Here is a 23,443-nt window from a genome sequence, read left to right as displayed (position 1 = left end):
GACACCGGCTTCGGTGAATTCGACATCCAATTGCCGCTCGTCGGCGCGGCTGCGGGTGCGCGTGATCAGTCCGGATGCCTCCCGATCTCCTTGACCGCCATCGGGGCCTTTCCCAGAGCGCGAGGTCTGCGGTCATGCGACCATGACAACCAGACTGATTCGTGCAATAACTAATATTGCACGAATCATTCTGGCGGTAGTGGGCGGTCGTCAAGGTAGTCGTGCAACGAGGGCATGGAGGTCGGTACGCGGGCCCGAGAAGAACGGCGTCTCCAGCCGTACGTGGCGGCGCGCGTCGGTGGCGCGGAGGTCTCGCATCATGTCGACTATCCGGCTCGGTTCCGGAGCCTCGAAGGCGAGGATCCACTCGTAGTCGCTCAACCCGAAGGAGCTCACGGTATTGGCCCGCACGTCCGGGTAGGCGCGCGCCGCTCGGCCGTGTTCTGCGAGCTGCCGTCGCCGTTCGGCGTCCGGCAGCAGATACCACTCGAGCGACCGGTTGAAGGGGTACACGCACACGAACCGTCCGGGCTCCTCGTCTGCCACGTATGCAGCGATGTGGCTGCGGTTGAATTCGGCCGGCCGGTGGAGTGCGGCTGCACTCCACACCGTCGTGCATGCCCGACCGAGTCGGCAGCGTCGAAAGCCCGAATAGGCGGCCTGTAATCCTTCGATGGTGTCGGCATGCGTCCAGATCATGAAGTCGGCGTCTCCGCGCAGTCCTGCGACGTCGTAGATTCCGCGGATCGCGATACCGGAATCGGCAATGGCGTCGAAGTAGGCGTGCGCCTCCTCCACGACGTCGTCGCGCAAATCCGGAAGCGCGCCGGGCACCACCTGGAACACGGTGAACATCATGAACCGCACGCGTTGATTGAGTGCGGTGAAGCGGGAGCTGGTCAAGGCGGGCTACCTCTCGACCGGAACGCCGACCAGCGAGCCGTACTCCACCCAGGAGCCGTCGTAGTTCTGAACCTCGGGGTAGCCGAGCAGTTCGTGGAGCACGAACCAACTGTGCGCCGACCGTTCACCGATCCGGCAATAGACGATGATGTCCTTCGTGTCGTCGAGGCCCGCATCGGCGTACAGGGCGCGGAGTTCGTCCTCGGCGAGGAAGGTGCCGTCGTCAGCGGCAGCCTTGGACCACGGCACGTTGAGGGCAGTCGGGACGTGCCCCGGAACCTGGGGCTGTTCCTGCGGGAACTGCGCCGGGGCGAGGATCCTGCCGGAGAATTCGTCGGGCGACCGGACGTCGACGATGCTCTTCTTCCCGATCTGCTCGATCACCTCGTCGCGGTGCGCCCGGATTCCCGACACGGGCTCGGACGCCACGTAGTTGGTGGCCGGTCGGGTGACCGTCTCGCTCGACAAGGGCCGAGCGTCGAGCTCCCACTTCTTACGGCCACCGTCGAGCAGCCGGACGTCACGGTGGCCGTAGAGCTTGAAGTACCAGTACGCATAGGCCGCGAACCAGTTGTTGTTCCCGCCGTACAGGATCACCGTGTCGCCGTTGGCAATTCCCCTCTCGGACAAGAGTCTCTCGAACGATTGCTGGTCGATGAAGTCGCGGCGTACCGGATCTTGAAGATCGCGCCTCCAGTCGATGCGGACGGCACCCTCGATGTGGTTCTTCTCGTACTGCGCGGTGTCCTCGTCCACCTCGACGAGGACGACGTCGGGGTCGTGCCCGTGTTCGACGACCCAGTCGGCGTCGACCAGAAAATTGCTTCTACTCATCGTTCATCCTTCAGATCAGGGCAACCGGGGTGTGCACATATAATTAATGCACGATCTATTCGCCTACGCTACAGTTTGGAGCACAAAAGTTTCCGAGGAGCACCGATGACAACACCGAAGAACCGTCCTGCCCGGGCGAAGACCCCGCGTGCCGAAGGGCAATGGGCCCAGGGCGAACGCGAGCCGCTCAATGTGAACGAGCAGGTCAAACAGGATGATGACGGTCTCAACGTGCGCAAGCGGATCGAAGAGGTGTACTGCCATACCGGTGTCGACGGCATCGACCCCACCGATCGGCGAAGCCGGTTCCGCTGGTGGGGGCTCTACACCCAACGCGCACCCGGCATCGACGGCGGCCGAACCGCCACGTTGCCGCCGGAAGAGCTCGAGGACGAGCACTTCATGCTCCGGATCCGCATCGATGGAGGGGCACTGACCACCGAACAACTGCGCGTCGTCGGGGAAGTCTCCCGGCGGTTCGCCCGCGACACCGCGGACCTCACCGACCGCCAGAACATTCAGCTGCACTGGATCAGGGTCGAGGACCTCCCCGAAATCTGGCGGAGGCTCGAGAATGTGGGCCTCACGACCGCCGAATCCGCAGGTGACACCCCGCGGGTGGTCCTCGGCTCGCCGATGGCCGGCATCGCCGTCGACGAGGTCCTCGACGCCACGCCGGCCCTGCACGAGATCACCCGCCGATTGATCGCGAACCCCGAATACTCCAACCTGCCGCGCAAGTTCAAGACCGCCATCTCCGGCCTTCAGGACGTCGTTCACGAAATCAACGATGTGGCCTTCATCGGTGTCGAACACCCGGAACACGGTCCGGGACTCGATGTCTGGGTCGGAGGCGGTCTCTCGACCAATCCTCGCATCGGCGAACGACTGGGCGCGTGGGTATCGCTCGACGACGTGCCCGACGTGTGGATCGGCATCGTCTCCCTCTTCCGCGACTACGGGTATCGGCGACTGCGGGCGAAGGCACGCCTGAAATTCCTCGTCGCGGACTGGGGTGTCGAGAAGTTCCGTGACGTACTGGAGACCGAGTACCTCGGACACCCGATGATCGACGGCCCGGCGCCCGAGCCACTCGACGAACCTCGCGATCACGTCGGTATTCAACGTCAGAAGAACGGTCTCCACGCCGTGGGAATCGCGCCCGTTGTCGGCAGAGTCGGCGGCGCGATGCTGATCGACTTGGCACAAGCGGCAGAGACATCCGGATCCCGGCGGGTCCGCATCACCCCGATGCAGAAATTGGTCATCCTCGACGTGCCCGACGAGCAGATCGGTTCACTTCAATCCAGCCTCGAGATTCTCGGATTCCCGGCGAACCCGTCACCCTGGCGACGGAGCACCATGGCATGCACGGGCATCGAGTTCTGCAAGTTCGGGATCGTGGAGACCAAAGCCCGGGCCGCCAGCGTGATCGCGGAGATCGAAGAACGACTGGCCGACATTCAGGAGCAGCTCGAGCATCCGATCACGTTGCACCTCAACGGGTGCCCCAACTCATGCGCCCGCATTCAGGTAGCCGACATCGGACTGAAAGGCATGATCGTGACCGATGCCCGGTCGAACCAGGTCGAAGGGTTCCAGGTCCATCTCGGCGGCAGCCTCGGGATGGACACCGGTTTCGGACGTAAATTGCGCGGCCACAAACTGCCTGCGACCGACGTGGCTGGCTACGTCGAGCGTGTGGTTCGCCGCTATGTGGCCGATCGCGTCGACTCGGAAAAGTTCGCGTCCTGGGTTCAGCGTGCCACCGAGACCGACCTCGCATGATTCGGCATCGCCCCGGCGTCCTCGACATCGACCGCTACGTGCCTGGCCGCTCCGGGCCCGTCACTGGTCCGTTGGCGATGCTTGCGTCGAACGAATCGCCCTTTCCTCCGCTCGACAGGGTGCGGACGGCAATGTGCGCCGGCATCACGCACGCGAACCGTTACCCGGACTTCGAGAGCAGGAACCTGACCGAGGCTCTGGCACAGCGATGGCGCCTCTCGACCGATCAGGTAGTCGTCGACAGCGGCTCGAGCAGTCTCATTCGAAACATCGCAACCGCATGCACCGGTCCCGAGACCGATGTCATATACCCGTGGCCATCCTTCTCGAGCTACGAACACGCGGCGCTGCTGACTGGAGCGACTCCCGTTCGGGTCGCACTCACGCCTGACTACCGACCCGACCTCGATCGCATCTTCGCCTCCATCGACGACCGCACTCGAGTAGTGTTTCTCTGTCTGCCCAACAACCCGACCGGCACGACCGTCGACCACACCGCGCTCGAGGCATTCGTGGAGGCGGTGCCCGAAGACCTACTGATCGTCCTCGACGAGTGCTACCGCGAGTTCGTGACCGATCCGAACGCGGCCAGTGGTATCCGACTCCTCAGCCGATTCGACAACGTCGCCGTTCTGAAGTCGCTGTCGAAGTCGGCGGGTCTGGCCGGACTGCGCATCGGCTATGCACTGTCCTCACCGGAGGTCTGCCGTCTCCTCGAGGCGGTTCGGGTTCCCTTTGCCGTCTCGTCGCCGGCCCAGGCAGCCGCCCTCGCGTGCCTCGAACCCGACATCGCCTCAGAACTCGAATCCCGCATCACCGCAACGGTCTCCGAGAGGTCCCGCCTTTTCCGAGCGTTGTCTACTGCCGGCATCGAGGCGATTCCGAGCCAGGCGAACTTCCTGTTCCTCCCCCGACAACACGACGCTGCGACGACAGTACGGCACCTAGCGAATCATGGCGTACTGGTGAGGCAGGTCGGATCCCAGGAGATCCGGATCTCCGTAGGGAGCAGAATCGAGAACGATCACCTACTCGCGCACGTCGATGCCCTGGTCAACTCACAGGCACCGGTCGATTAACTCTACGCCCGACCACTACCCGACGGCCGCGGATAACGCGGCACCGACCTGCAGGAAACGCGGCATGCCGTCCACCACCTCCGCGATGCGGTGGACGGCACGCTCGCACGGCGACGCGCGAACTCTGTACCCAGTTCAGAGTCCTGTCCAGGCGCGCCGCCGGGTTCACGGGCGCGATGCCGCGATTCAGAGGGCGCCGAGGGCTTCACAGGCCTTTCGCACACCTTCGCCGTAGGCGGGATCGGCCTGGGTGCAGTTCGCGATGTGCCGCTCGACGGTCGCGACCGAGGCTCCCGCAATGGCACGAGCGGTGTTCTCGAACAACGCAGTCTGCTGTTCGGCGCTCATGGAGCGGAAGAGGTTGCCGGGCTGTTCGAAGTAGTTGTCGTCGTCTGCCCGGTAGTCGAACCGGTCTGCGACGGCGCCCACTCCGAGCGGCCGTTCGGCGTAGCTGCGCTGGTCGGCGAATCGGCCGTGGGAGTTGGGTTCGATGCTCGGGACGCTGCCCTGGTTGCCGTCGACGCGCATGGCGCCGTCCCGATGGAAGGAGTTGACGTGCGTTGCGCCACGCGGGCTGTTGACCGGGATCTGGTGGTGGTTGACGCCGAGTCGGTAGCGGGCGGCGTCGCCGTAGGAGAACAGTCGGCCTTGAAGCATCCGGTCCGGGGAGAAGCCGATTCCCGGAACGATGTTCGCCGGGGAGAAGGCGGCCTGCTCGACGTCGGCGTGGTAATTCTCCGGGTTGCGGTTGAGTTCGAGTTCGCCGACCTCGATGAGGGGGTAGTCCTTCTTGGACCAGACCTTGGTGAGGTCGAATGGATGGTAGCGGTAGGTGTCGGCGTCGGCCTCGGGCATGATCTGCACGAAGAGGGTCCACTTCGGGTAGTTGCCCTCCTCGATCGCGGTGAAGAGATCGCGCTGCGCCGACTCGCGGTCGCCGGCGACGACGACGGCGGCTTCCTCGTCGGTGAGGTTCTTGATGCCCTGCTGGGTGCGGAAGTGGAATTTCACCCACGAGCGTTCCCCGGCGTCGTTGACGAACGAATAGGTGTGCGAACCGAATCCGTGCATGTGCCGGTAGCCGTCGGGGATGCCGCGGTCGGACATCACGATGGTGACCTGGTGCAGGGCCTCGGGGAGGTTGGTCCAGAAATCCCAGTTGTTCTCCGCCGAGCGAAGGTTGGTCTTCGGGTCGCGCTTGACGGCGTGGTTGAGGTCGGGAAACTTGAGCGGGTCGCGGAAGAAGAAGACGGGGGTGTTGTTTCCGACGACGTCCCAGTTGCCTTGCTCGGCGTAGAAGCGGACGGCGAATCCGCGGATGTCACGTTCGGCGTCGGCGGCGCCACGCTCGCCGGCAACGGTGGAGAATCGCATGAAGATTTCGGTCTGCTTACCGACTTCGGAGAAGACGGCGGCGTTGGTGTGCGCCGTGATGTCGTGGGTCACGCGGAACGCGCCGAAGGCCGCGGAGCCTTTGGCGTGCATGCGGCGTTCGGGGATGACTTCGCGGTCGAAGTGCGCGAGCTTTTCGAGGAGCCAAACGTCTTGCAGGAGCACTGGACCGCGGGCGCCCGCGGTGAGGCTGTTCTGGTTGTCGGGCACCGGCGCGCCGGCGACTGTGGTGAGTCCGTTCGGGTTGGTCATCGATTTCTCCTGTCTGACACCCGGGGCTGGGCGGGCGAATATGGTTCGGCGAGAGCATCCCTCAGGGACTAGCGCACCGGTGTCTCAATTTGACATACCTCGGTGCGGGTTCCTTCAGAGCACGATTCCGAATTCGCGAATCCTGCGGTAGATCGTTGCTCGGGACATGCCGATGGCGGTGGCGGCGGCGGTCTTGTCGCCGGCGTGAAGCGTGAGTGTGTCGACGATCGCGTCGCGCTCGAGCGCCTCCAACCTGGTCAACGTTCGGCGTGTCGTGGAACGACATGCGGGAGGCAGGGTGTCGACTTCGACGACGCCGGACCGTTGCCGCCGGTAGATGTCCGCGAGCACCTTCCTCAGTTGGGTGACGTTTCCGCGCCACGCCAGTCGCGCGAGTTGGTTCAAAGCGGCGGGCGCGAGGGTGAGGTCGGTGGCTCCCAGCGTGTCGAGCAGGCTACGCACCAGATCGGGAATGTCGTCCAAGTGGTGCCGGAGGGGTGGCACCGTGACCGACTTGGGGAACATGCGCAGCAGTGGGCTGGTATCGGTCGAGTCCTGGGGATACCGCGTGAGCACCACCCACGGTGCACGGGGTGACCCCTGCGATGCAAGGTCCTGCAGCAGGTCAGCGAGCGCGGCGCGATGAGCCTCGTCCAGCGTGTGTGCGTGCAGTATCGCCAGGTCGGATTCGCTGTCCAGTTCGCGGGAGGCCTGGGTGAGGACGTCGTCGGCACCGAGTTCGGTCGCGTCCAGAACGGCGAGTCCGCGTTCCGGAACGAGCTGGTGTGCCGCTCGAATCACGGCGGTTTTGCCCACGCCGGGTTCCCCGTCGAGAACGAGCCAGTCCTGCCGACGGCCGGCCTCGACAACTGCCTGGACCGTGTGCCGCCAGAGCGGGCTGGTACCGGCGAGCGAGGGCGGGGTGGACGCATTGACCTCGAGGAGGGAAAGGTGCCTGGCAGGAACCTGTTTCGTGATCCGCACGATCCCTCCGGCCAGTCTGCTGCCGGCGAATGCCGGCTCGTAACTCAGGCGTGCCATCGTCCCACTCGGCAGGTCTGTGAGGATGGTGACCGAGTTCGTTTCGCCGCCGATGTCTCGGGTGCGTTCGAGAATCGCCATCTGGTCTGGCGAGTCGAATTCTTGTCTGGTCTGCGAGTTCATCATCACGACCTCGTCGCCGACGGCGATGACCGGGCGGCCGGAACGCCGGCATGCCGACCGATAGGCACTGAAGAGTGCACGGTCCAATTCCGATGCGTCGCCGAGCACGCGCTCACGGAGGCGGGCTGCGGCAAGCGTGGCGAAGGACAGCAGCAGGGCGTTGGAGTTCTGCGCGGCGGTGGTCAGGTCCATGACACCGAGAATCGCTCCGGTGACCGGGTGCGTCACCGGCGCTCCCGCACAGGAGAAGGACCGGAGCGGACCACTGAAGTGCTGGTCTCCGTCCACGAGGAGTGGTCGACCGACTTCCAGCGCGGTGCCGATTCCGTTGGTGCCCACCTGGGATTCGGCATAGCGGTAGCCCGGGGCAAGGTCGACTCGGTCGAGTGCAGTGAACAAGGTGCGATCGCCCCCGGCTCGGGAGAGAACGATGCCGTTGGCGTCGGTGAGAATCAATGACACCGGCTCGTTTTCGATGCCTTCCGTCAACGCCGGCATCACGGACCGCGCGGCTCGCTCGAGCACCGTATCGGTGGACGCACGATCGACGTACTCGGCGGTGGGGCGGTCGTCGTCGCCCAATGCCTGTCGAGAGCGCGACCAGGACACCCGGAGCCAATTTCTCGGACGAAGGTGGTCCTGTCCCGTAGGTGCCCCATCGGCCGGAACCAATTCGGAGTTCGACCTCGGGATTGTGCGGTGGTGCGACGTGCTGGACGGCTGTGGGGTCACGCTGGTCTCCCGTGTCGGCTGATCGAGGGGTGTGAGGGTCTGCCGCGGCGCGGGGTCAGTGTAGGCAGCCGCCACCCACCTGGATGTGACATCCGTCTCACACTGAGACGGTTGAGAGCTGAGTCACGGGGTTCAATCGATCGCACGACATCCCCACCGCCGGCACCCGGCCGGCACCCGATTCAGGAGGCGCACATTGAGTAGGCAAAGCCTGACAAAGGCCCACGCGAAGATCACCGAACTGTCATGGGATCCGACATTCGCAACCCCGGCCACCCGGTTCGGAACCGACTACACCTTCGAGAAGGCCCCCAAGAAGGACCCTCTCAAGCAGATCATGCGGTCCTACTTCCCGATGGAGGAAGAGAAGGACAACCGCGTGTACGGCGCCATGGACGGTGCGATCCGCGGCAACATGTTCCGCCAGGTGCAGCAGCGGTGGCTCGAATGGCAGAAGCTGTTCCTGTCGATCATTCCGTTCCCGGAGATCTCGGCCGCCCGAGCGATGCCGATGGCCATCGACGCCGTGCCCAACCCGGAAATCCACAACGGGCTTGCGGTACAGATGATCGACGAGGTTCGTCACTCGACGATCCAGATGAACCTCAAGAAGTTGTACATGAACAACTACATCGATCCCGCCGGGTTCGACATGACGGAGAAGGCGTTCGCGAACAACTACGCGGGCACCATCGGCCGGCAGTTCGGTGAAGGGTTCATCACCGGCGACGCGATCACCTCGGCGAACATCTACCTGACCGTGGTCGCCGAAACCGCGTTCACCAACACCCTGTTCGTGGCCATGCCCGACGAGGCCGCCGCCAACGGCGACTACCTGTTGCCGACGGTCTTCCACTCGGTGCAGTCGGACGAGTCGCGGCACATCTCCAACGGCTACTCGATCCTGCTGATGGCCCTCGCCGACGAGCGAAACCGTCCACTGCTCGAACGCGATCTGCGGTACGCGTGGTGGAACAACCACTGCGTCGTCGACGCCGCGATCGGCACCTTCATCGAGTACGGCACCAAGGACCGCCGCAAGGACCGGGAGAGCTACGCCGAGATGTGGCGGCGGTGGATCTACGACGACTACTACCGCAGCTACCTCATCCCGCTCGAGAAGTACGGTCTGACGATTCCGCACGATCTGGTCGAGGAGGCGTGGAAGCGGATCACCGAAAAGGGTTACGTCCACGAGGTGGCACGGTTCTTCGCCACCGGCTGGCCGGTGAACTACTGGCGGATCGATGCGATGACCGACAAGGACTTCGAGTGGTTCGAACACAAGTACCCGGGCTGGTACTCGAAGTACGGCAAGTGGTGGGAGGAGTACAACCGGCTCGCCTACCCCGGCCGCAACAAGCCGATCGCATTCGAAGAGGTCGGGTACCAGTACCCGCACCGGTGCTGGACCTGCATGGTGCCCGCCCTCATCCGCGAAGACATGGTCGTGGAGAAGGTGGACAACCAGTGGCGGACCTACTGCTCGGAAACCTGCTACTGGACCGACGCCGTCGCGTTCCGCGAGGAGTACCAGGGTAAGCCGACCCCGAACATGGGACGACTCACCGGGTTCCGTGAATGGGAGACCCTGCACCACGGCAAGGACCTCGCCGACATCGTCTCCGACCTGGGGTACGTCCGCGACGACGGCAAGACCCTCGTCGGTCAGCCGCACCTCGATCTGGACGACCCGAAGAAGATGTGGACCCTCGACGATGTGCGGGGCAACACCTTCCAGAGCCCGAACGTGCTCTTGAACCAGATGTCCGACGCCGAACGCGACGCCCACATCGCCGCATACCGCGCAGGCAGCACCGTTCCTGCGTGACCGGCTCGGTGGGCGGCGCCTGATCACTACGGCGCCGCCCACCGCAACCAGCACAACACTTTCAGAGCCCAGGAGATGGCCCGTGGCCGACAAGCACCGTATCAACTTCGAGCCCGTCGACATCGAGATGGAAGTCGGCGAAGACGAGTACATCCTCGATGCCGCATTCCGGCAAGGCATCCACCTGATGCACGGCTGCCGTGAGGGGCGGTGCTCGGCGTGCAAATCGTTCGTCCTGGACGGCGATATCCAGATGGAGAACTACTCGACGTTTGCGTGCAACGACGCCGAAGTCGACGAGGGGCACGTACTGCTCTGCCGCTCAACCGCATACAGCGACTGCACGATCGAACTGCTCAACTTCGACGAGGACGAACTTCTCGGCGGCATCCCCATCCAGGATGTACTCACTCAGGTGACCGGAATCGAGTCGATGACCAGGGACATCGTCTCGCTGCGGTTGCAGCCCGTCGAACCCGCCGCATACGAGTTCAGACCCGGCCAGTACGCCGACCTGAAGATCCCGGGGACCGAGGAACACCGGTCCTTCTCGATGGCAACGACACCATCGACGCCCGACCACATCGAATTCCTCATCAAGAAGTACCCGGGCGGAAAGTTCGCCGGCCTGCTCGAGGACGGCATCTCGGTCGGCGACGAGATCGCCCTGACGGGCCCGTACGGGTCGTTCACGCTCAAAGACGGTCACGTCCTGCCGATCGTCCTGATCGGAGGCGGGGCCGGGATGGCCCCCGTCCTCTCTCTCCTGCGGCACATGAGCGAGACCGGCAACTCGCGCCCGGTGCATTTCTACTACGGTGCCCGCACTCCCGCCGACCTGTTCTACGTCTACGAGATCCTCGACCTCGGACGAGAACTGACGGACTTCACGTTCGTGGCCTGCCTGTCGGAATCGCTGGACCCGCAGCCCGCGGGGTCGATCGTCGTCGAAGAAGGCAATGTCACCGACGTGGTGAGCCGCCGCGAACCGGACATCGGCAAGACCGAGGTCTACCTGTGCGGACCACCACCGATGGTCGACGCTGCGCTCGCTCTGCTCGAGGCCACCGACACCCCGCACGACCAGATCTTCTACGACAAGTTCACCAGCCCCGCCTTCGAGTAGGCGCCCCGAGGAATCCACCATCCTGCTTCACCGACAGAACTGAGAAACGAGATGACCGCAACCTCCGAGCCCAAGCAACGGAGCTTTCCGAAGATCGAGTTCACCGACTCCGAAGCCGGTGCGCTGGAGTTCCCCAGCTCCCGCAGCCGCTCCTTCACCTACTACACGCCGGCCAAGAAGCGGTCGACGATGTACGAGGACGTGACCGTCGACGTCCAACCCGACCCCGACCGCCACCTGTCCCAGGGCTGGATCTACGGCTTCGGTGACGGCCCCGGCGGGTACCCGCAGGAGTGGACGGCCGCGAAGTCGTCGAACTGGCACGCCTTCCTCGACCCGAACGAGGAGTGGGACCAGACGATATTTCGCAACAACTCCAAGGTTGTCCACCAGGTCGAACTGTGCCTGTCCAACGCCAAGCGCGCCCGGGTCTACGACGCCTGGAACACTCCGTGGTTGACGTTCGTCTCCCGCAACCTGGGTGCGTGGATGCACGCGGAGAACGGTCTGGCGCTGCACGTGTTCACCTCCATCCAGCGTTCCGGGCCGACCAACATGATCAACACCGCCGTCGCGGTGAACGCCGCCCACAAGATGCGCTTCGCCCAGGACCTGGCGTTGTTCAATCTGGATCTGTCCGAGGCCACCGACGATTTCGACGGCGCCGCACACAAGGAGGTCTGGCAGTCCGCGCCCGAGTGGCAGCCCACCCGTGAGGTCGTCGAGCAGCTCACCGCGGTTCCGGATTGGTGTGAGCTGCTGTTCGGCTCCAACATCGTCTTCGAACAGCTGGTCGGTTCGCTGTTCCGCACCGAACTGGTCATGCAGATCGCCGCCGGCAACGGCGATTACATCACGCCCACGATCGTCGGCACCGGTGAGCACGACTACGACCGCGACCTCGCCTACACCCGCAACCTGTTCCGGTTGCTCACCCGCGACCCCGAGCACGGGGAATCGAACAAGGAGCTGTTCGGCACTTGGCTGGCCACCTGGGTGCCCCGGTGCCTCGACGCCGCCCGGGCGCTGCAACCGATCTGGTCGCAACCGGCCGACAAGGCCGTCACCTTCGCCGACAGTCTCGAGGCCGCCACAGCGAAGTTCCGTTCCCTGCTCGAGGAGATCGGGCTCGACATCCCCAAGGAGTTGGACAAGTGAGCATGCAATTCGGATCGTCCACCGAGTTCTCCAACATGTGCGGCGTCACCTTGATGAACACCCCGATCGGCCGGGTCGTCGCGGAAGTGATGGGCGACAAGGACGGCGTGGAGCTGACCGAATATCCATCGATGATCCGCGTCGACGGCCAGCGCCTGCTCAGCTTCGACTACGACGAACTCACCGACGCTTTGGGTGAGGACTTCGACGGCTCCGTCTTCGAGGAGATCAGCTCCACCCACTACGGGCGCATGGTCCACCTCGACGACAAGACCCTGCTGTTCGCCAGCCCCGAAGACGCCGCCGAGTACATCGGATTCGACCTCACCGCCCCGTAAGCCCTTCCCGTCCGGGGTCACACCGGTGGCCCCGGACGCCCGCCAGCCCACCCGCAACCAGAACCAAGCGAGGACTCGATGTATCAGAAGGACGGTCAGAAGTACTTCATCGTGGACGGCCACGTACACATCTGGGACGGCCGCGAGTCGAACCAGAAGAACGTGCACGGCAAACAGTTCATCGACTGCTTCTACGACTACCACAAGAACCTCAGCCCCGAAGAGGTCGTGTGGGACTACGACACCTACACGTACTACGGCAGCGAACGCTTCGAGCGCGACCTCTTCGTGGACGGATACGTCGACCACGCGATCTTCCAAGCCACCCTGCTCAGTGACTTCTATGTCAACGGATTCGGGCAGACCGACGAGGCGCTCGCCCTGGTCGACAAGCATCCCGGAAAGCTCACCTACAACCACGCCTACGACCCCCGCCACGAGGAGGCCGGCCTCGAGCAACTCCGCAAGGACGCCGACCGGATGAACTTGCAGGGCGTCAAGCTCTACACCGCCGAGTGGCACGGCGATTCCCGCGGATACAAGCTCGACGATCCGTGGTCGCGGCGCTACCTCGAAGAGTGCATCGAGCTGGGCATCAAGAACATTCACGTCCACAAGGGCCCGACCATCCGCCCTCTCGACCGGGACGCCTTCGACGTCTCCGACGTCGACAAGGTCGCCACCGACTACCTGGACCTGCGATTCGTCGTCGAGCACGTGGGCCTGCCGCGGCTCGAGGACTTCTGCTGGATCGCCACCCAGGAGTCGAACGTGTACGGCGGCCTGGCGGTGGCCCTGCCGTTCATCCACACCCGGCCCCGGTACTTCGCCCAGATCATCGGCGAGCTGCTCTACTGGATCGGCGAGGACAAGATCCTGTTCGGCAGCGACTACGCGCTGTGGACCCCGAAGTGGCTGATCGAGAAGTTCGTCGACTTCCAGATCCCCGAGGACATGCTCGGCGAGTACGCCCCGATCACCGCCCTGCAGAAGCAGAAGATCCTCGGCCTCAACGCGGCCGCGCTGTACGACATCGACGTTCCCGCGGACCTGCAACTGGCCGAGCCGGCCGGGCAGGAAGATGTGGAGGTCGCTGCCGGGGCGCGGGAGACGGTGTCGTCATGACCGCCGCCGTTGTCTGCACCGAACAGGACGTCCTGATGGCCCTGTCGACGGTCACGGACCCGGAATTGGACGAGCCGATCACCGATCTCGGGTTCGTCCGGTCGGTCGCCCTCGACGACGCCGGCGTCACCGTGCATCTGCGGCTGCCCACCGCGTTCTGCTCGCCGAACTTCGCCTACCTCATGGCCTCCGATGCTCTCGACGCCCTGCGCGTGATCGAGGACATTCGTGAGGTGCGGGTGTTGCTCGACGACCATCATGACAGCGACAAGATCAACGCCGGCCTCGCGGCCGACGCCGGATACGTCGGGACGTTCGGCTCCGAGGCACAGGAAAGTTTGCACGAGTTGCGCCGGACATTCCTGTCCAAGGCGCACTCCGCGGCGATGGAGCGGTGCGTCGAGGTGCACCTGAAGACCACCGACGTGGGGGTCAACGAGATCTACCGACTCACCCTCGGCGACCTCGCTCCAGGAAAGGCCAAGGCCGCATTGCTGCGTCGCCGGATCGGCATCGGGTTGAGCCTCTGCCCGGCCAGCCGGGTGTTCGTCGACGACGACGGCAAGCGCATCCCCCCGGAATCGGTGCCGATGCGGTTGCGCTTCGCCAAGTCGGTGCGCATCTCGATGGAAGGCAACGCCCACTTCTGCCGCGGCCTGCTCGCCACCCGCTACGCCGACAGCGAATCCGTCGGCGCCACACCGCGAATCACCGACCTCAGAACCAGGAGCCCGCGATGAAGGCCGTGCAAGTGGTGGGATACCACACCACACTGCAGCTCACCGACATTCCCGAACCCACGGTCGAGGGCCCGCTCGATGTCATCGTGCGGATCGGCGGCGCCGGCGTGTGCCGCACCGACCTGCACATCCTCGAAGGGCAGTGGGAGGAGAAGTCCGGTGTCGCTCTGCCGTACACGATCGGCCACGAGAACGCCGGCTGGGTCCACGCCGTGGGCGACGCCGTCACCAACGTCGCGGTCGGCGACAAGGTGATCTTGCACCCGCTCATCACGTGCGGGTTGTGCCGGGCGTGCCGTTTCGGTGACGACGTCCACTGCGAGAACAGCACGTTCCCCGGCATCGACGTCAACGGCGGGTACGCCGAATACCTGCGCACCACCGCCCGCAGCGTGGTCCGGATCGACGACTCGCTCGAGCCGGCCGACGTCGCCGCCCTCGCTGACGCGGGCCTGACGGCATACCACGCGGTCGCCAAGGCCGCGAAAACCACTCGGCCCGGAGACGTATGCGTGGTGATCGGAGCCGGCGGACTCGGCCACATCGGCATCCAGGTCCTGAAGGCCATCTCCGGTGTCACCGTGGTCGTGCTCGACCGTAACCCCGCCGCCGTCGAACTCGCCGTCAAGATCGGCGCCGACCACGGAATCGTCGCCGACGGCACCCACATCCAGCAGGTGCTCGACCTGACCGGCGGACACGGCGCCGAAGCCGTCGTCGACTTCGTCGGTGAGGGCGGCGCGACCCGGGAAGGGATCGCGATGCTGCGTCGCGCCGGGAACTACTACGTCGTCGGATACGGCGAGAACATCGACGTCCCGACCATCGATGTGATCTCCACCGAGATCAACTTCATCGGAAATCTCGTCGGCTCCTACAACGACCTGCAGGAGCTCATGACCCTTGCCGCCCAGGGCAAGGTCACGCTGCACACCACCCGGTACCGGCTCGAGGACTTCCAGCAAGCACTCGACGATCTCGATGCCGGGCGGGTACGCGGCCGGGCGATTCTCGTCCCCTAGCCGCATCCCTCCGCGAAAGAAAGAACGAAAGGAACATCAGCCATGGCAAAAGAGCTGCGGTACAACACGGACGCCCGAGCACGACTCGAGCAGGGCGTCAACGCCCTCGCCGACGCGGTCAAGGTGACCCTCGGCCCCAAGGGACGGAACGCGGTGCTCGAAAAGCTCACCGGACCGCCGACGATCACCAACGACGGCGTGACCATCGCCCGCGAGATCCAGCTCCGCGAACCCTTCGCCAACATGGGCGCCCAGCTGGTCAAGGAAGTGGCGATGAAGACCAACGGTGTGGTCGGCGACGGCACCACCACCGCAACCGTGCTCGCCCAGGCCATGGTCCGCGAAGGGCTGCGGTCCGTCGACGCCGGCGCCAACCCCATGCGGGTACGCCGCGGTATCGAGCGGGCCGTGTCCGTGGTCGTCGATTCCCTCCGCGAGCAGGCCTCGCAGATCGGGGGACAGAGCGATCTGCAGCGGATCGCGACCCTCGCCGCCAGCGACGACGAAGTGATCGGACACGCAATCTCGAAGGCCGTCGACTACGTCGGCAAGTCCGGAGTCGTGACCACCGAGGAGAGCGACACCCTCGGGCTGTCGGTCGACATCGTCGACGGCATCGAGTTCGACCACGGCTACATCTCCGGCTACATGGTCACCGACCCGGAGCGGATGGAAGCGGTGCACACCAATCCGCTGATCCTGCTGACCAACAAGAAGATCACCCAGGTGCAGGACATCATGCCGAGCATCGAGGTGGCCAAGCGAGCCGACCGGCCCCTGGTGGTGCTGGCCGAGGAAGTCGACGGGCCGGCCCTGCAACTGCTCGTCGGCGGCAACATGCACAAGACGATGCAGTCGGTGGTGGTGAGAGCCCCTGGTTTCGGACATCGCCGCGTCGCCGAGCTCGAAGACCTCGCGGTGGCACTCGGTGGGCATGTGATCGCCAAGGACACCGGCATCGAGCTGTCCGAAGTCGGTGTCGAGCACCTCGGTTCGTGTGACCGCATCACCGTGACCGAGAACGAGACCACGATCGTCGGGGGCCACGGGGACCAGCGCCTGCTCGACGCCCGCATCGCCCAGCTCGAGTCCCAGCTCGAGCGCGCCAAGATCGAGGCCGACCAGGAAAGCCTCGAACTGCGCATCGCCAGGCTCACCGGACGAGTTGCCGTCATCCGCGTCGGCGGCGCGACCAGCGTCGAGCTCAAGGAGCGGATGCTGCGCGTCGACGACGCCCTGGCCGCCACCCGCGCCGCAGTGGAGGCGGGCATCGTCTCCGGCGGTGGCACCGCGCTGGCGCAATCGCACCGGGCACTGGCCGATCTCGACCTGGCCGGAGACGAAGCGATCGGGTGCGACGTCGTGCGCCGAGCCCTCGCCGAACCGCTCCGCTGGATCGCGATCAACGCCGGATTCGACGGCGACGAGGTCGTCGAGGTGGTCGCCGGTCTGCCGCTCGGCCACGGATTCAACGCCCTCACCGGTGAATACGGAGACATGTTCGACGACGGGGTAATCGATCCGTTCAAGGTCACCCGCGCCGCACTCGAAAGCGCGGCCTCCATCGCGGCACTGCTGATCACCACCGAAACCGCCGTCGTGGAGGAAGTGATCGGCAATCCCGGTGCCATCATGGCACCCGGCTTCGGCGATCTCGCCGAAGGCATGATCCGTCCGTCGAACATCTACTGAAGCAGCCAGTGGGTCACCGCCGCGACCGTCCTGCGCGGCGGTGACCCACTCCCCCGCGTCCCAGCGGTGGGGCATTCGTCCGAAAGAAAGTGAGTCACTGTGATTTTCATCGTCGTCAAGTTCAAGGTCCTCGACAAGCACCAGAATGACTGGTTGCTCGTCACCAAGGAATTCACCGACGCGACCCGGTCCGAACCCGGCAATCTCTGGTTCGAATGGCACCGCAGCGCCGATGATCCCACCGAATTCGTGCTGATCGAGGCGTTCGAGGACGGGCAGGCCGGCTCCGACCACGTCAACACCGACCACTTCCGCGAAGGGTTGGACGCGATGCGCCCGGCACTGAGTGAGACACCGCGCATCATCCACACCGACCTCCCCGGCACCGACTGGTCACACATGGGCGAACTGGAGATCAGCCGGTAACCCGGTGTGGTGCACACCCTGACGGAATACAGCACTGTGAAAGGACAAGGAATGACCGTGGTGACGACCGGCCCCGTCGCGGCACTGGTTGCGGCACTGGGCGATGCCGTGGTGACCGACAGCGCCACCATGATCGCCTACACCCGCGATCAATCATTGCTCTCCCCCTCCGGCCATCCGATCGCGGTGGTCCGCGCCCGAACCACCGACCACGTCGTGACGACCCTGAAAGTCGCTCACCGACAGGGCATTCCGGTCGTGACGAGGGGCGCGGGCACCGGCCTCGCCGGCGGGGCCAACGCGATCGACGGGTGCATCGTGCTCAGCACCGAGAAACTCGATCGCATCCTCGCCATCGACGAACAGTCCCGCACCGCCACGGTCGAGCCGGGAGTGGTCAACGGTGACCTCGCCGCCGCGGTGGCTGAGCGCGGACTGTGGTACGTCCCCGACCCCGGCAGTCGCGACATCTCCACGATCGGGGGAAACCTCGCGACCAATGCCGGCGGAGCGTGCTGCGCGAAATACGGGGTCACCGGCGACCATGTCGCCCGGATCACGGCGGTGCTCGCCGACGGCCGAATCATCCACACCGGCGCCGCCACCCGTAAGAATGTCGCCGGATTTGACCTGACTCGACTGCTGGTCGGGTCAGAGGGCACCCTGGCAGTCATCGTCGAAGCGACGATGCGGCTGCGCCGGACACCGGCACACACTGCTACCGTCGTCGCCGCCTTCTCCGACGCCGTCCATGCAGTCGACGCGGTGATGGACATTCAGGCGGTGGCCGACCCGAGCCTGGTCGAACTCATGGATCAGACCACCATCGCGGCCGTCAACGACATGACCCACATGGGCCTCGACAACACAGCCGGCGCGCTGCTACTGATCCAGTGTGACGGCGACGCGGCCGAGGCGGAGGCCGAGCGCAGCGCGGACGCATGCCGCGCTGCCGCGGCCACCGAGTTGTACGTGAGCACCGACCCCGCCGAAGGTGACGCCCTCATGCAGGCCCGCCGTGTGGCACTGACCGCCCTGGAACGCCGCGGCAGCACCTTGCTCGACGACTTGGCAGTGCCGGTGCCCCGGCTCCCCCAGATGCTCGACGCCATTACCCGGATCGCCGACCGCCACCGCATGCTGATCGGCACGTTCGGGCACGCCGCCGACGGCAACCTCCACCCCACGATCGTCTTCGACGCAGCAGATCCGGACGCCGCCGACCGGGCCCACCAAGCGTTCGACGAGATGGTGACGCGGTGCCTGGCGCTCGGCGGATCCATCACAGGCGAGCACGGCGTCGGCGAGCTCAAACGCCGTTACCTCGAACCGATGGTCGGCTCGGTGGAGAGGTCCTTGATGACAGAGATCAAGGCAGTGTTCGACCCCACCGCAATTCTGAACCCGGGACGCGCGATATGACGACGACACCGGGGCGACGGCGCGGCCGGCCCCGCACCGAACCCGGTCCTCCCCCGGCCCCGAGTACCCTCACGATCACCGACCTCGCCTGCGTCCTGGCAGTACTCACCGGCGCCCGTCCGACCCCGCCGAGCGCGCGCGTCGAAACCACGCACGGCCCGTCGCACTGACCTCCACCACCCCGTCTCATATTGAGCTCATATTGAGACCCGTCTCACATCGAGACGACGTACTCTCAACTACGTGAACCGTGGAGAATCGGGGCGTAAATACAGCATGACCAGCAAGGATTTACAGAAGGCGCGAGAGCTGTTCCTCGTCGACAACGACCTCGACAGCACCGTTCGCCAGCCCATCTCGTACTCGTGGCAGCGATCGAAGTCGCTCAAGGTACGCCCGGATCGGCTCGACCTCCCGTTCGTGCGAGAGCCGAATCTGGACTGCCCTCTCGTGGCAGCAGCCGAACCCGTCTTGCGGCAGCTCGCGGACGGACTGGTCGACGAACCAGTGAGCGTCATCCTGACCTCGGCTGACGGAGTGATCTTGACCAGGATCACCGCCAGTCGACGACTCAATCGCACACTCGACGACGTCCAACTGATACCCGGTTACAGCTACTCGGAAGAATTCGCCGGCACCAACGGCATCGGCACCACGCTCGAAACCCGTCAGCCCACCCTCGTGACCGGCGCCGAGCACTACGCCGACTGCCTCGGGCAACTGGCATGCGCCGGTGTCCCGATCACCCATCCGATGTCCGGAGCCCTCGTCGGTGCACTTGATCTCACCGGCTGGGTCGAGGACGGAGGCCCGCTGTTGGCCACCCTCGCCAAATCCGCCACGGCTCAGATCGAAGGCCGCCTCCTGGCACAGGCCAGTGCGGACCAGACCGCGTTACTCAACGCCTATCTGAAGGCCTGCCGGCGGTCACCCCAAACGGGAGTGTTGGCGCTGGGAGACGACGTCGTTCTCGTCAACCGAAAACTACGCGTGGCACTGGATGCCCAGGATCAGGGTGCGTTGCTCGAACACGCCGTCGATCTGAGCGGCGCGCCCGCCACCCAACGACACATTGTCGCCCTGCCCAGCGGGCAGACGGCCCGGCTGTCATCGATCGAGGACTTCGGGCTGGGGGCCCGGAGGCAGATGGCCCTGTTCTACGTACATCTGCTCGAGATCCCCACATCAGGATCCCCCGCCCTCGAGAGCATCCGCGTCCTGCCCGGAATCACCGGTAGCAGCGTGTCCTGGCGCCGCAGTTGCCAGCACATCGCACGCTGCGCGCGCGAACAACAGTGGGTCACCGTCTCCGGCGAAGCCGGAAGCGGCCGCGGATCAGCCCTCAAAGCTGCTGCCATCGAACATATTCCCATCCGCACACGGATCTTCACGGCGCCCGAACTCGCGAGCGACGGCGCCGCCCTGTCGGCACTCGAACAGGAACTCGGTCAAGACCGATTCAGCGTCATCCTGCGCGACATCGACCTCCTCGGCGAGTCACAGCAGCGGGTTGTCGCCGACCTCATCCAAGGACGCGAGCACGCCGGATGGATCGGCGCGACCATCGGCGGCACCGATCACAACACCGATGTCGACACACTGATCCTTCCCCACTTCAGCCATACCGTCACCATGCCCGCGCTGCGTCATCGCATCGACGATCTCCACAGCTTGGTACCGCACCTGCTGAGACAGCTCGGTCGTGGCGCGGACTTGTCCCTCTCGCCTGCGGCGATGCGCCAACTCTGCAAGTACAGCTGGCCCGGAAACGTCACCGAGCTCCGGCAGGTTCTGCACGAGGTGGTCCAGCGTCAGCGCTCCGGTGTCGTCGAGGTCGAGCAGCTACCCCCGATGTGCCGAGCGCTGAGCCGACACACACTCACACAGATCGAAGCCCTCGAACGCGACGCCATCGTGCGCAGCCTCGAAGAGAACCACGGCAACAAGAAAGCCGCAGCAACAGCTCTCGGCATCTCACGGGCCACCATCTACCGCAAAATCAAGGAATTCGGCATCGACATCTGAAGTCGTCCGCGCCACCAGTGTCAGGAAATGAGACGTCCGCCACACCGTAGCCGGCGGATCATGAGGTCAGACAGAGAATCCCACGCGGATCAGCAACTCGTTGAGGGGCAACCGTTTTCGAGTATGCATACGCGACCGGGACCGACGTGAGGACGACCCATGATCACGAACCCGCTTGGCGCGGATACCCACTCGGTATCCCCCGGCAGCACCACCTCCCGAGTGTGGTTGGTCGCCGCGCTGGCGCACACCTGCGAACCCGCCGACCGTCCCACGGTACGTGACGATCTGATGCGGACCTGGATTCCGGAGCCGGGCAGCGGTTACCGCACCCACGACGGCCGTCGCCGGGCGACCTGGGCGCAATTGCACTCCCGGTTCGATCTCGTCGAGGTGACACCGTGACCACCTCCTGCGCGATCCGGTCCGCGCCGGGTTTCCGCCGCCCATCAGGGGTGGGACGGTCCCGTGCGAGCACGCTGCGTGATCGACTGGCCCGGGAAGACGCCGCTGAGGATGCGCGGCGCTTGTCCCCCGTCGACCGGACGACGTGCCCGCTGCACCGACGGTGGATCCACCAATGCGTCGCGTCGCCGACCCACGTCAACGCCGTCACGCGACACAGGTGGTGCCGCCGGTGCGCCGTCCCCCTCACCGTCACCGTCGACGAGATCGCACAGACCGTCACGATGGTCTGCCCGTCCTGTGGTGACGGCGGAAGCCCGGCCACCACAAGACTGGTGTCCGCATGTTGCGCGAGCCTCGGCGAGGCGTCGTATCATCACACTTCGCGGACAGGGGCGTAATGCTCTACGAGCGGGAAGGGATCGTAGAAGTGGTGCAGCAAGTCCTTCCACTGCTGATACCGACTCGATTGCCGAAAGCCTTCGGTGTGGTCTTCGAGTTCTTCCCACTCGACCAGCAGGAGGTAGACGTTCGGTCGCTCGAGGCCGCGTGACAATCGCAGTCGCAGGAATCCGGGCATCGCCGAAATGATCGACTCGGCCTGCCCGAATGCGGATTCGAATTCCTCGGCCCTCGCGGGTGCCACAGACAGCAGTGCGTGCTCCAAGATCATTCAGCACACTACCCGGCGGCAGCCCTCGAGAACAGCTCGCGGTGTGCGGCGACGTACTGCTCGACCGACTGCGCGGGCTGCCCGGTCACGTCCTCGACGTCGGTGGTCAGTCGGTTGTAGCGATCGTCGCGGTGCAGTGTCGCAACTGTGAGGAGGTGTTGCACGGTGTGCGACGAGATACCGGGCACAGCGCCCATCAGTTCCACGAAGTTGCCGTAGGGCAGATCGGATCCCGCTACCGGCCGACCCAAACCACGCGTGTACTGCTCGGCGAGGCCGTCGATGTCCAGTACGGCGGGGCCGGTCAGCTCATAGACACGCCCGAGGCGGCCTGCTGGATCCTGAAGTATGGCGGCGATGACGCGGGCTACGTCGGTGGCGGCGATGGGAGATGTCCTGCCGGTACCGAACGGCAAGGCCAAGACGTCGCGTTCGGCGACGGAACGGCTCGCCACGACGGTGAACAGCGGATTGTCCAGGAAGACCGTGGGTCTGACATGGAAGACGGGCAGACCGGACCAGTTCATGATGCGCTCGGCGAGCCAGTGCAGTCGTTGGTGCCGAGACTCGTCGGTGCTGGTCGACGTCATCTGCGACACCGTCATCTGCGACATGTTCACCAACGCCTCGAGACCGCCCCGCTCGTCGGCAATGGCGCAGACGACAGCGGCGGCCTCCAGATAGTCCGCGGAGACACTCATGTTGAAGAACATCCGCGTCACGCCCGCCAATGCCGCAGAGACGTCGCCAGGGCTGGTCAAATCGCCGACGACAATCTCGGCTCCCAGCTCCCGTAGTGCGTCGGCACGGCCATCATCGCGATGAACCATCGCCCGCACGGGCTCACCACTGCGCAACAGCAGCTCTGCGACCAGGCGGCTGATACTGCTGTAACCGCCGCCCACACCGGTCATCAGGAACGGCGCCCGGTCACTCATGACCGAATCTCGCTGTCCGCGTCACTCAGGAGCCACGACTGCCCCGTTGATACCGAAATACCCGCCACAGTCACCGTGAACCTCCTGGTTCTACCGGCGCAACAAACACAGAGATGCGCGCCTGCGCACGCACTCCGGCGCCGACCTGCACTTCTACGACAGTACGACAAGACGGCGCACGTCAGCTACCCATCGAGTAAGACACGGATTCGCATGATTGATGCTGTCCACGGCCCGAATGTGAACGTGCGGCTGCGGCCGAGAAATACGCGTCACGACGCAGACGTCGGTGACGCCGCCATCCCTCGCGAGCACCCCGACACCGGAACCGTGGGTGTGGGCTCCGGTCCGGGGTGTTCGGGTGGATTCTCGCTAGTC

Annotated in this window: 21 protein-coding genes and 1 pseudogene; 15 read left to right on the top strand and 7 right to left on the bottom strand. The window is 64.9% G+C overall.

Annotated features, from left to right (window positions below):
* From RJ1_RS48350 to RJ1_RS39730, 3 genes and pseudogenes are all read right to left on the bottom strand, one after another.
* Nucleotides 1-81, bottom strand: a pseudogene (locus RJ1_RS48350) (MarR family transcriptional regulator); the annotation flags it as partial.
* A gap of 129 nt (nt 82-210) precedes the next feature.
* Complete coding sequence (gene hemQ / locus RJ1_RS39735; protein WP_143048874.1) at nt 211-903, bottom strand: hydrogen peroxide-dependent heme synthase; 693 nt, start codon at nt 901-903, stop codon at nt 211-213.
* 6 nt (nt 904-909) lie between these two features.
* Nucleotides 910-1,737 carry a sulfurtransferase gene (locus tag RJ1_RS39730; RefSeq protein ID WP_073369137.1) on the bottom strand — a complete coding sequence of 276 codons (828 nt, stop codon included), beginning with the start codon at nt 1,735-1,737 and terminating at the stop codon, nt 910-912.
* A 105-nt stretch (nt 1,738-1,842) separates the two neighbouring features.
* Here RJ1_RS39730 and RJ1_RS39725 point away from each other — a divergent pair, with 105 nt between their 5' ends.
* Nucleotides 1,843-3,525, top strand: a complete 1,683-nt coding sequence (locus tag RJ1_RS39725; RefSeq protein WP_073369135.1) for a nitrite/sulfite reductase — start codon at nt 1,843-1,845, stop codon at nt 3,523-3,525.
* On the top strand, nt 3,522-4,604 hold the full coding sequence (gene hisC / locus RJ1_RS39720) for a histidinol-phosphate transaminase (protein ID WP_073369133.1): 1,083 nt from the start codon (nt 3,522-3,524) through the stop codon (nt 4,602-4,604). The genes RJ1_RS39725 and hisC overlap by 4 nt, the downstream gene beginning before the upstream one ends.
* 186 nt (nt 4,605-4,790) lie before the next feature.
* On the opposite strand, the gene RJ1_RS39715 is transcribed toward hisC, so the two are convergent.
* Together RJ1_RS39715 and RJ1_RS39710 are read right to left on the bottom strand one after the other, a co-directional pair.
* Nucleotides 4,791-6,248: a catalase gene (locus RJ1_RS39715; RefSeq protein ID WP_073369131.1), complete on the bottom strand. Its 1,458-nt coding sequence runs from the start codon at nt 6,246-6,248 to the stop codon at nt 4,791-4,793.
* Between the two features lie 114 nt (nt 6,249-6,362).
* Nucleotides 6,363-8,021: a sigma-54-dependent Fis family transcriptional regulator gene (locus RJ1_RS39710; RefSeq protein WP_501193862.1), complete on the bottom strand. Its 1,659-nt coding sequence runs from the start codon at nt 8,019-8,021 to the stop codon at nt 6,363-6,365.
* 319 nt (nt 8,022-8,340) lie between these two features.
* Here RJ1_RS39710 and RJ1_RS39705 point away from each other — a divergent pair, with 319 nt between their 5' ends.
* From RJ1_RS39705 to RJ1_RS39645, 13 genes are all read left to right on the top strand, one after another.
* A complete protein-coding gene (locus tag RJ1_RS39705) occupies nt 8,341-9,975 on the top strand; it encodes a ferritin family protein (RefSeq protein ID WP_073369127.1) in 1,635 nt (544 codons plus the stop codon).
* 82 nt (nt 9,976-10,057) lie between these two features.
* Nucleotides 10,058-11,101, top strand: a complete 1,044-nt coding sequence (locus RJ1_RS39700) for a 2Fe-2S iron-sulfur cluster-binding protein (RefSeq protein WP_073369125.1) — start codon at nt 10,058-10,060, stop codon at nt 11,099-11,101.
* 51 nt (nt 11,102-11,152) lie between these two features.
* Complete coding sequence (locus RJ1_RS39695; protein ID WP_073369123.1) at nt 11,153-12,259, top strand: aromatic/alkene monooxygenase hydroxylase subunit beta; 1,107 nt, start codon at nt 11,153-11,155, stop codon at nt 12,257-12,259.
* A complete protein-coding gene (mimD, locus tag RJ1_RS39690) occupies nt 12,256-12,597 on the top strand; it encodes a propane 2-monooxygenase effector subunit MimD (protein WP_073369121.1) in 342 nt (113 codons plus the stop codon). The genes RJ1_RS39695 and mimD overlap by 4 nt, the downstream gene beginning before the upstream one ends.
* 78 nt (nt 12,598-12,675) lie before the next feature.
* On the top strand, nt 12,676-13,722 hold the full coding sequence (locus RJ1_RS39685) for an amidohydrolase family protein (RefSeq protein ID WP_073369119.1): 1,047 nt from the start codon (nt 12,676-12,678) through the stop codon (nt 13,720-13,722).
* The gene (locus RJ1_RS39680) at nt 13,719-14,462 is read left to right on the top strand and encodes an iron-sulfur cluster assembly protein (RefSeq protein WP_073369118.1); all 744 of its coding nucleotides are present in this window, start codon (nt 13,719-13,721) and stop codon (nt 14,460-14,462) included. Before RJ1_RS39685 ends, RJ1_RS39680 begins: the two co-directional genes overlap by 4 nt.
* A complete protein-coding gene (locus RJ1_RS39675) occupies nt 14,459-15,484 on the top strand; it encodes an NAD(P)-dependent alcohol dehydrogenase (protein ID WP_073369116.1) in 1,026 nt (341 codons plus the stop codon). The genes RJ1_RS39680 and RJ1_RS39675 overlap by 4 nt, the downstream gene beginning before the upstream one ends.
* Nucleotides 15,485-15,526: 42 nt before the next feature.
* Nucleotides 15,527-17,176, top strand: a complete 1,650-nt coding sequence (groL, locus tag RJ1_RS39670; RefSeq protein WP_073369114.1) for a chaperonin GroEL — start codon at nt 15,527-15,529, stop codon at nt 17,174-17,176.
* 99 nt (nt 17,177-17,275) lie between these two features.
* Nucleotides 17,276-17,602, top strand: coding sequence for a putative quinol monooxygenase (locus RJ1_RS39665; RefSeq protein ID WP_073369112.1), 327 nt, complete (start codon nt 17,276-17,278; stop codon nt 17,600-17,602).
* Between the two features lie 51 nt (nt 17,603-17,653).
* Nucleotides 17,654-19,024 carry an FAD-binding oxidoreductase gene (locus tag RJ1_RS39660; RefSeq protein ID WP_073369110.1) on the top strand — a complete coding sequence of 457 codons (1,371 nt, stop codon included), beginning with the start codon at nt 17,654-17,656 and terminating at the stop codon, nt 19,022-19,024.
* A gap of 276 nt (nt 19,025-19,300) precedes the next feature.
* Nucleotides 19,301-21,049: a sigma-54-dependent Fis family transcriptional regulator gene (locus RJ1_RS39655; protein ID WP_073369108.1), complete on the top strand. Its 1,749-nt coding sequence runs from the start codon at nt 19,301-19,303 to the stop codon at nt 21,047-21,049.
* Between the two features lie 159 nt (nt 21,050-21,208).
* On the top strand, nt 21,209-21,454 hold the full coding sequence (locus tag RJ1_RS39650) for a hypothetical protein (protein ID WP_073369106.1): 246 nt from the start codon (nt 21,209-21,211) through the stop codon (nt 21,452-21,454).
* Complete coding sequence (locus tag RJ1_RS39645) at nt 21,451-21,855, top strand: hypothetical protein (RefSeq protein ID WP_205415353.1); 405 nt, start codon at nt 21,451-21,453, stop codon at nt 21,853-21,855. Before RJ1_RS39650 ends, RJ1_RS39645 begins: the two co-directional genes overlap by 4 nt.
* On the opposite strand, the gene RJ1_RS39640 is transcribed toward RJ1_RS39645, so the two are convergent.
* Together RJ1_RS39640 and RJ1_RS39635 are read right to left on the bottom strand one after the other, a co-directional pair.
* The gene (locus RJ1_RS39640; RefSeq protein WP_073369104.1) at nt 21,831-22,127 is read right to left on the bottom strand and encodes an antibiotic biosynthesis monooxygenase family protein; all 297 of its coding nucleotides are present in this window, start codon (nt 22,125-22,127) and stop codon (nt 21,831-21,833) included. The genes RJ1_RS39645 and RJ1_RS39640 overlap by 25 nt on opposite strands.
* An 8-nt stretch (nt 22,128-22,135) precedes the next feature.
* Entirely contained in the window at nt 22,136-23,065 is a 930-nt protein-coding gene (locus tag RJ1_RS39635; RefSeq protein ID WP_073369102.1) for an NAD(P)H-binding protein, read from the bottom strand.
* Nucleotides 23,066-23,443 lie beyond the last annotated feature (378 nt).

Origin of the sequence: Rhodococcus jostii NBRC 16295, assembly GCF_001894825.1 — a bacterium.
Taxonomy (GTDB): Bacteria; Actinomycetota; Actinomycetes; order Mycobacteriales; family Mycobacteriaceae; genus Rhodococcus_F; species Rhodococcus_F jostii.
This window is presented reverse-complemented; position numbering and strand designations above follow the sequence as displayed.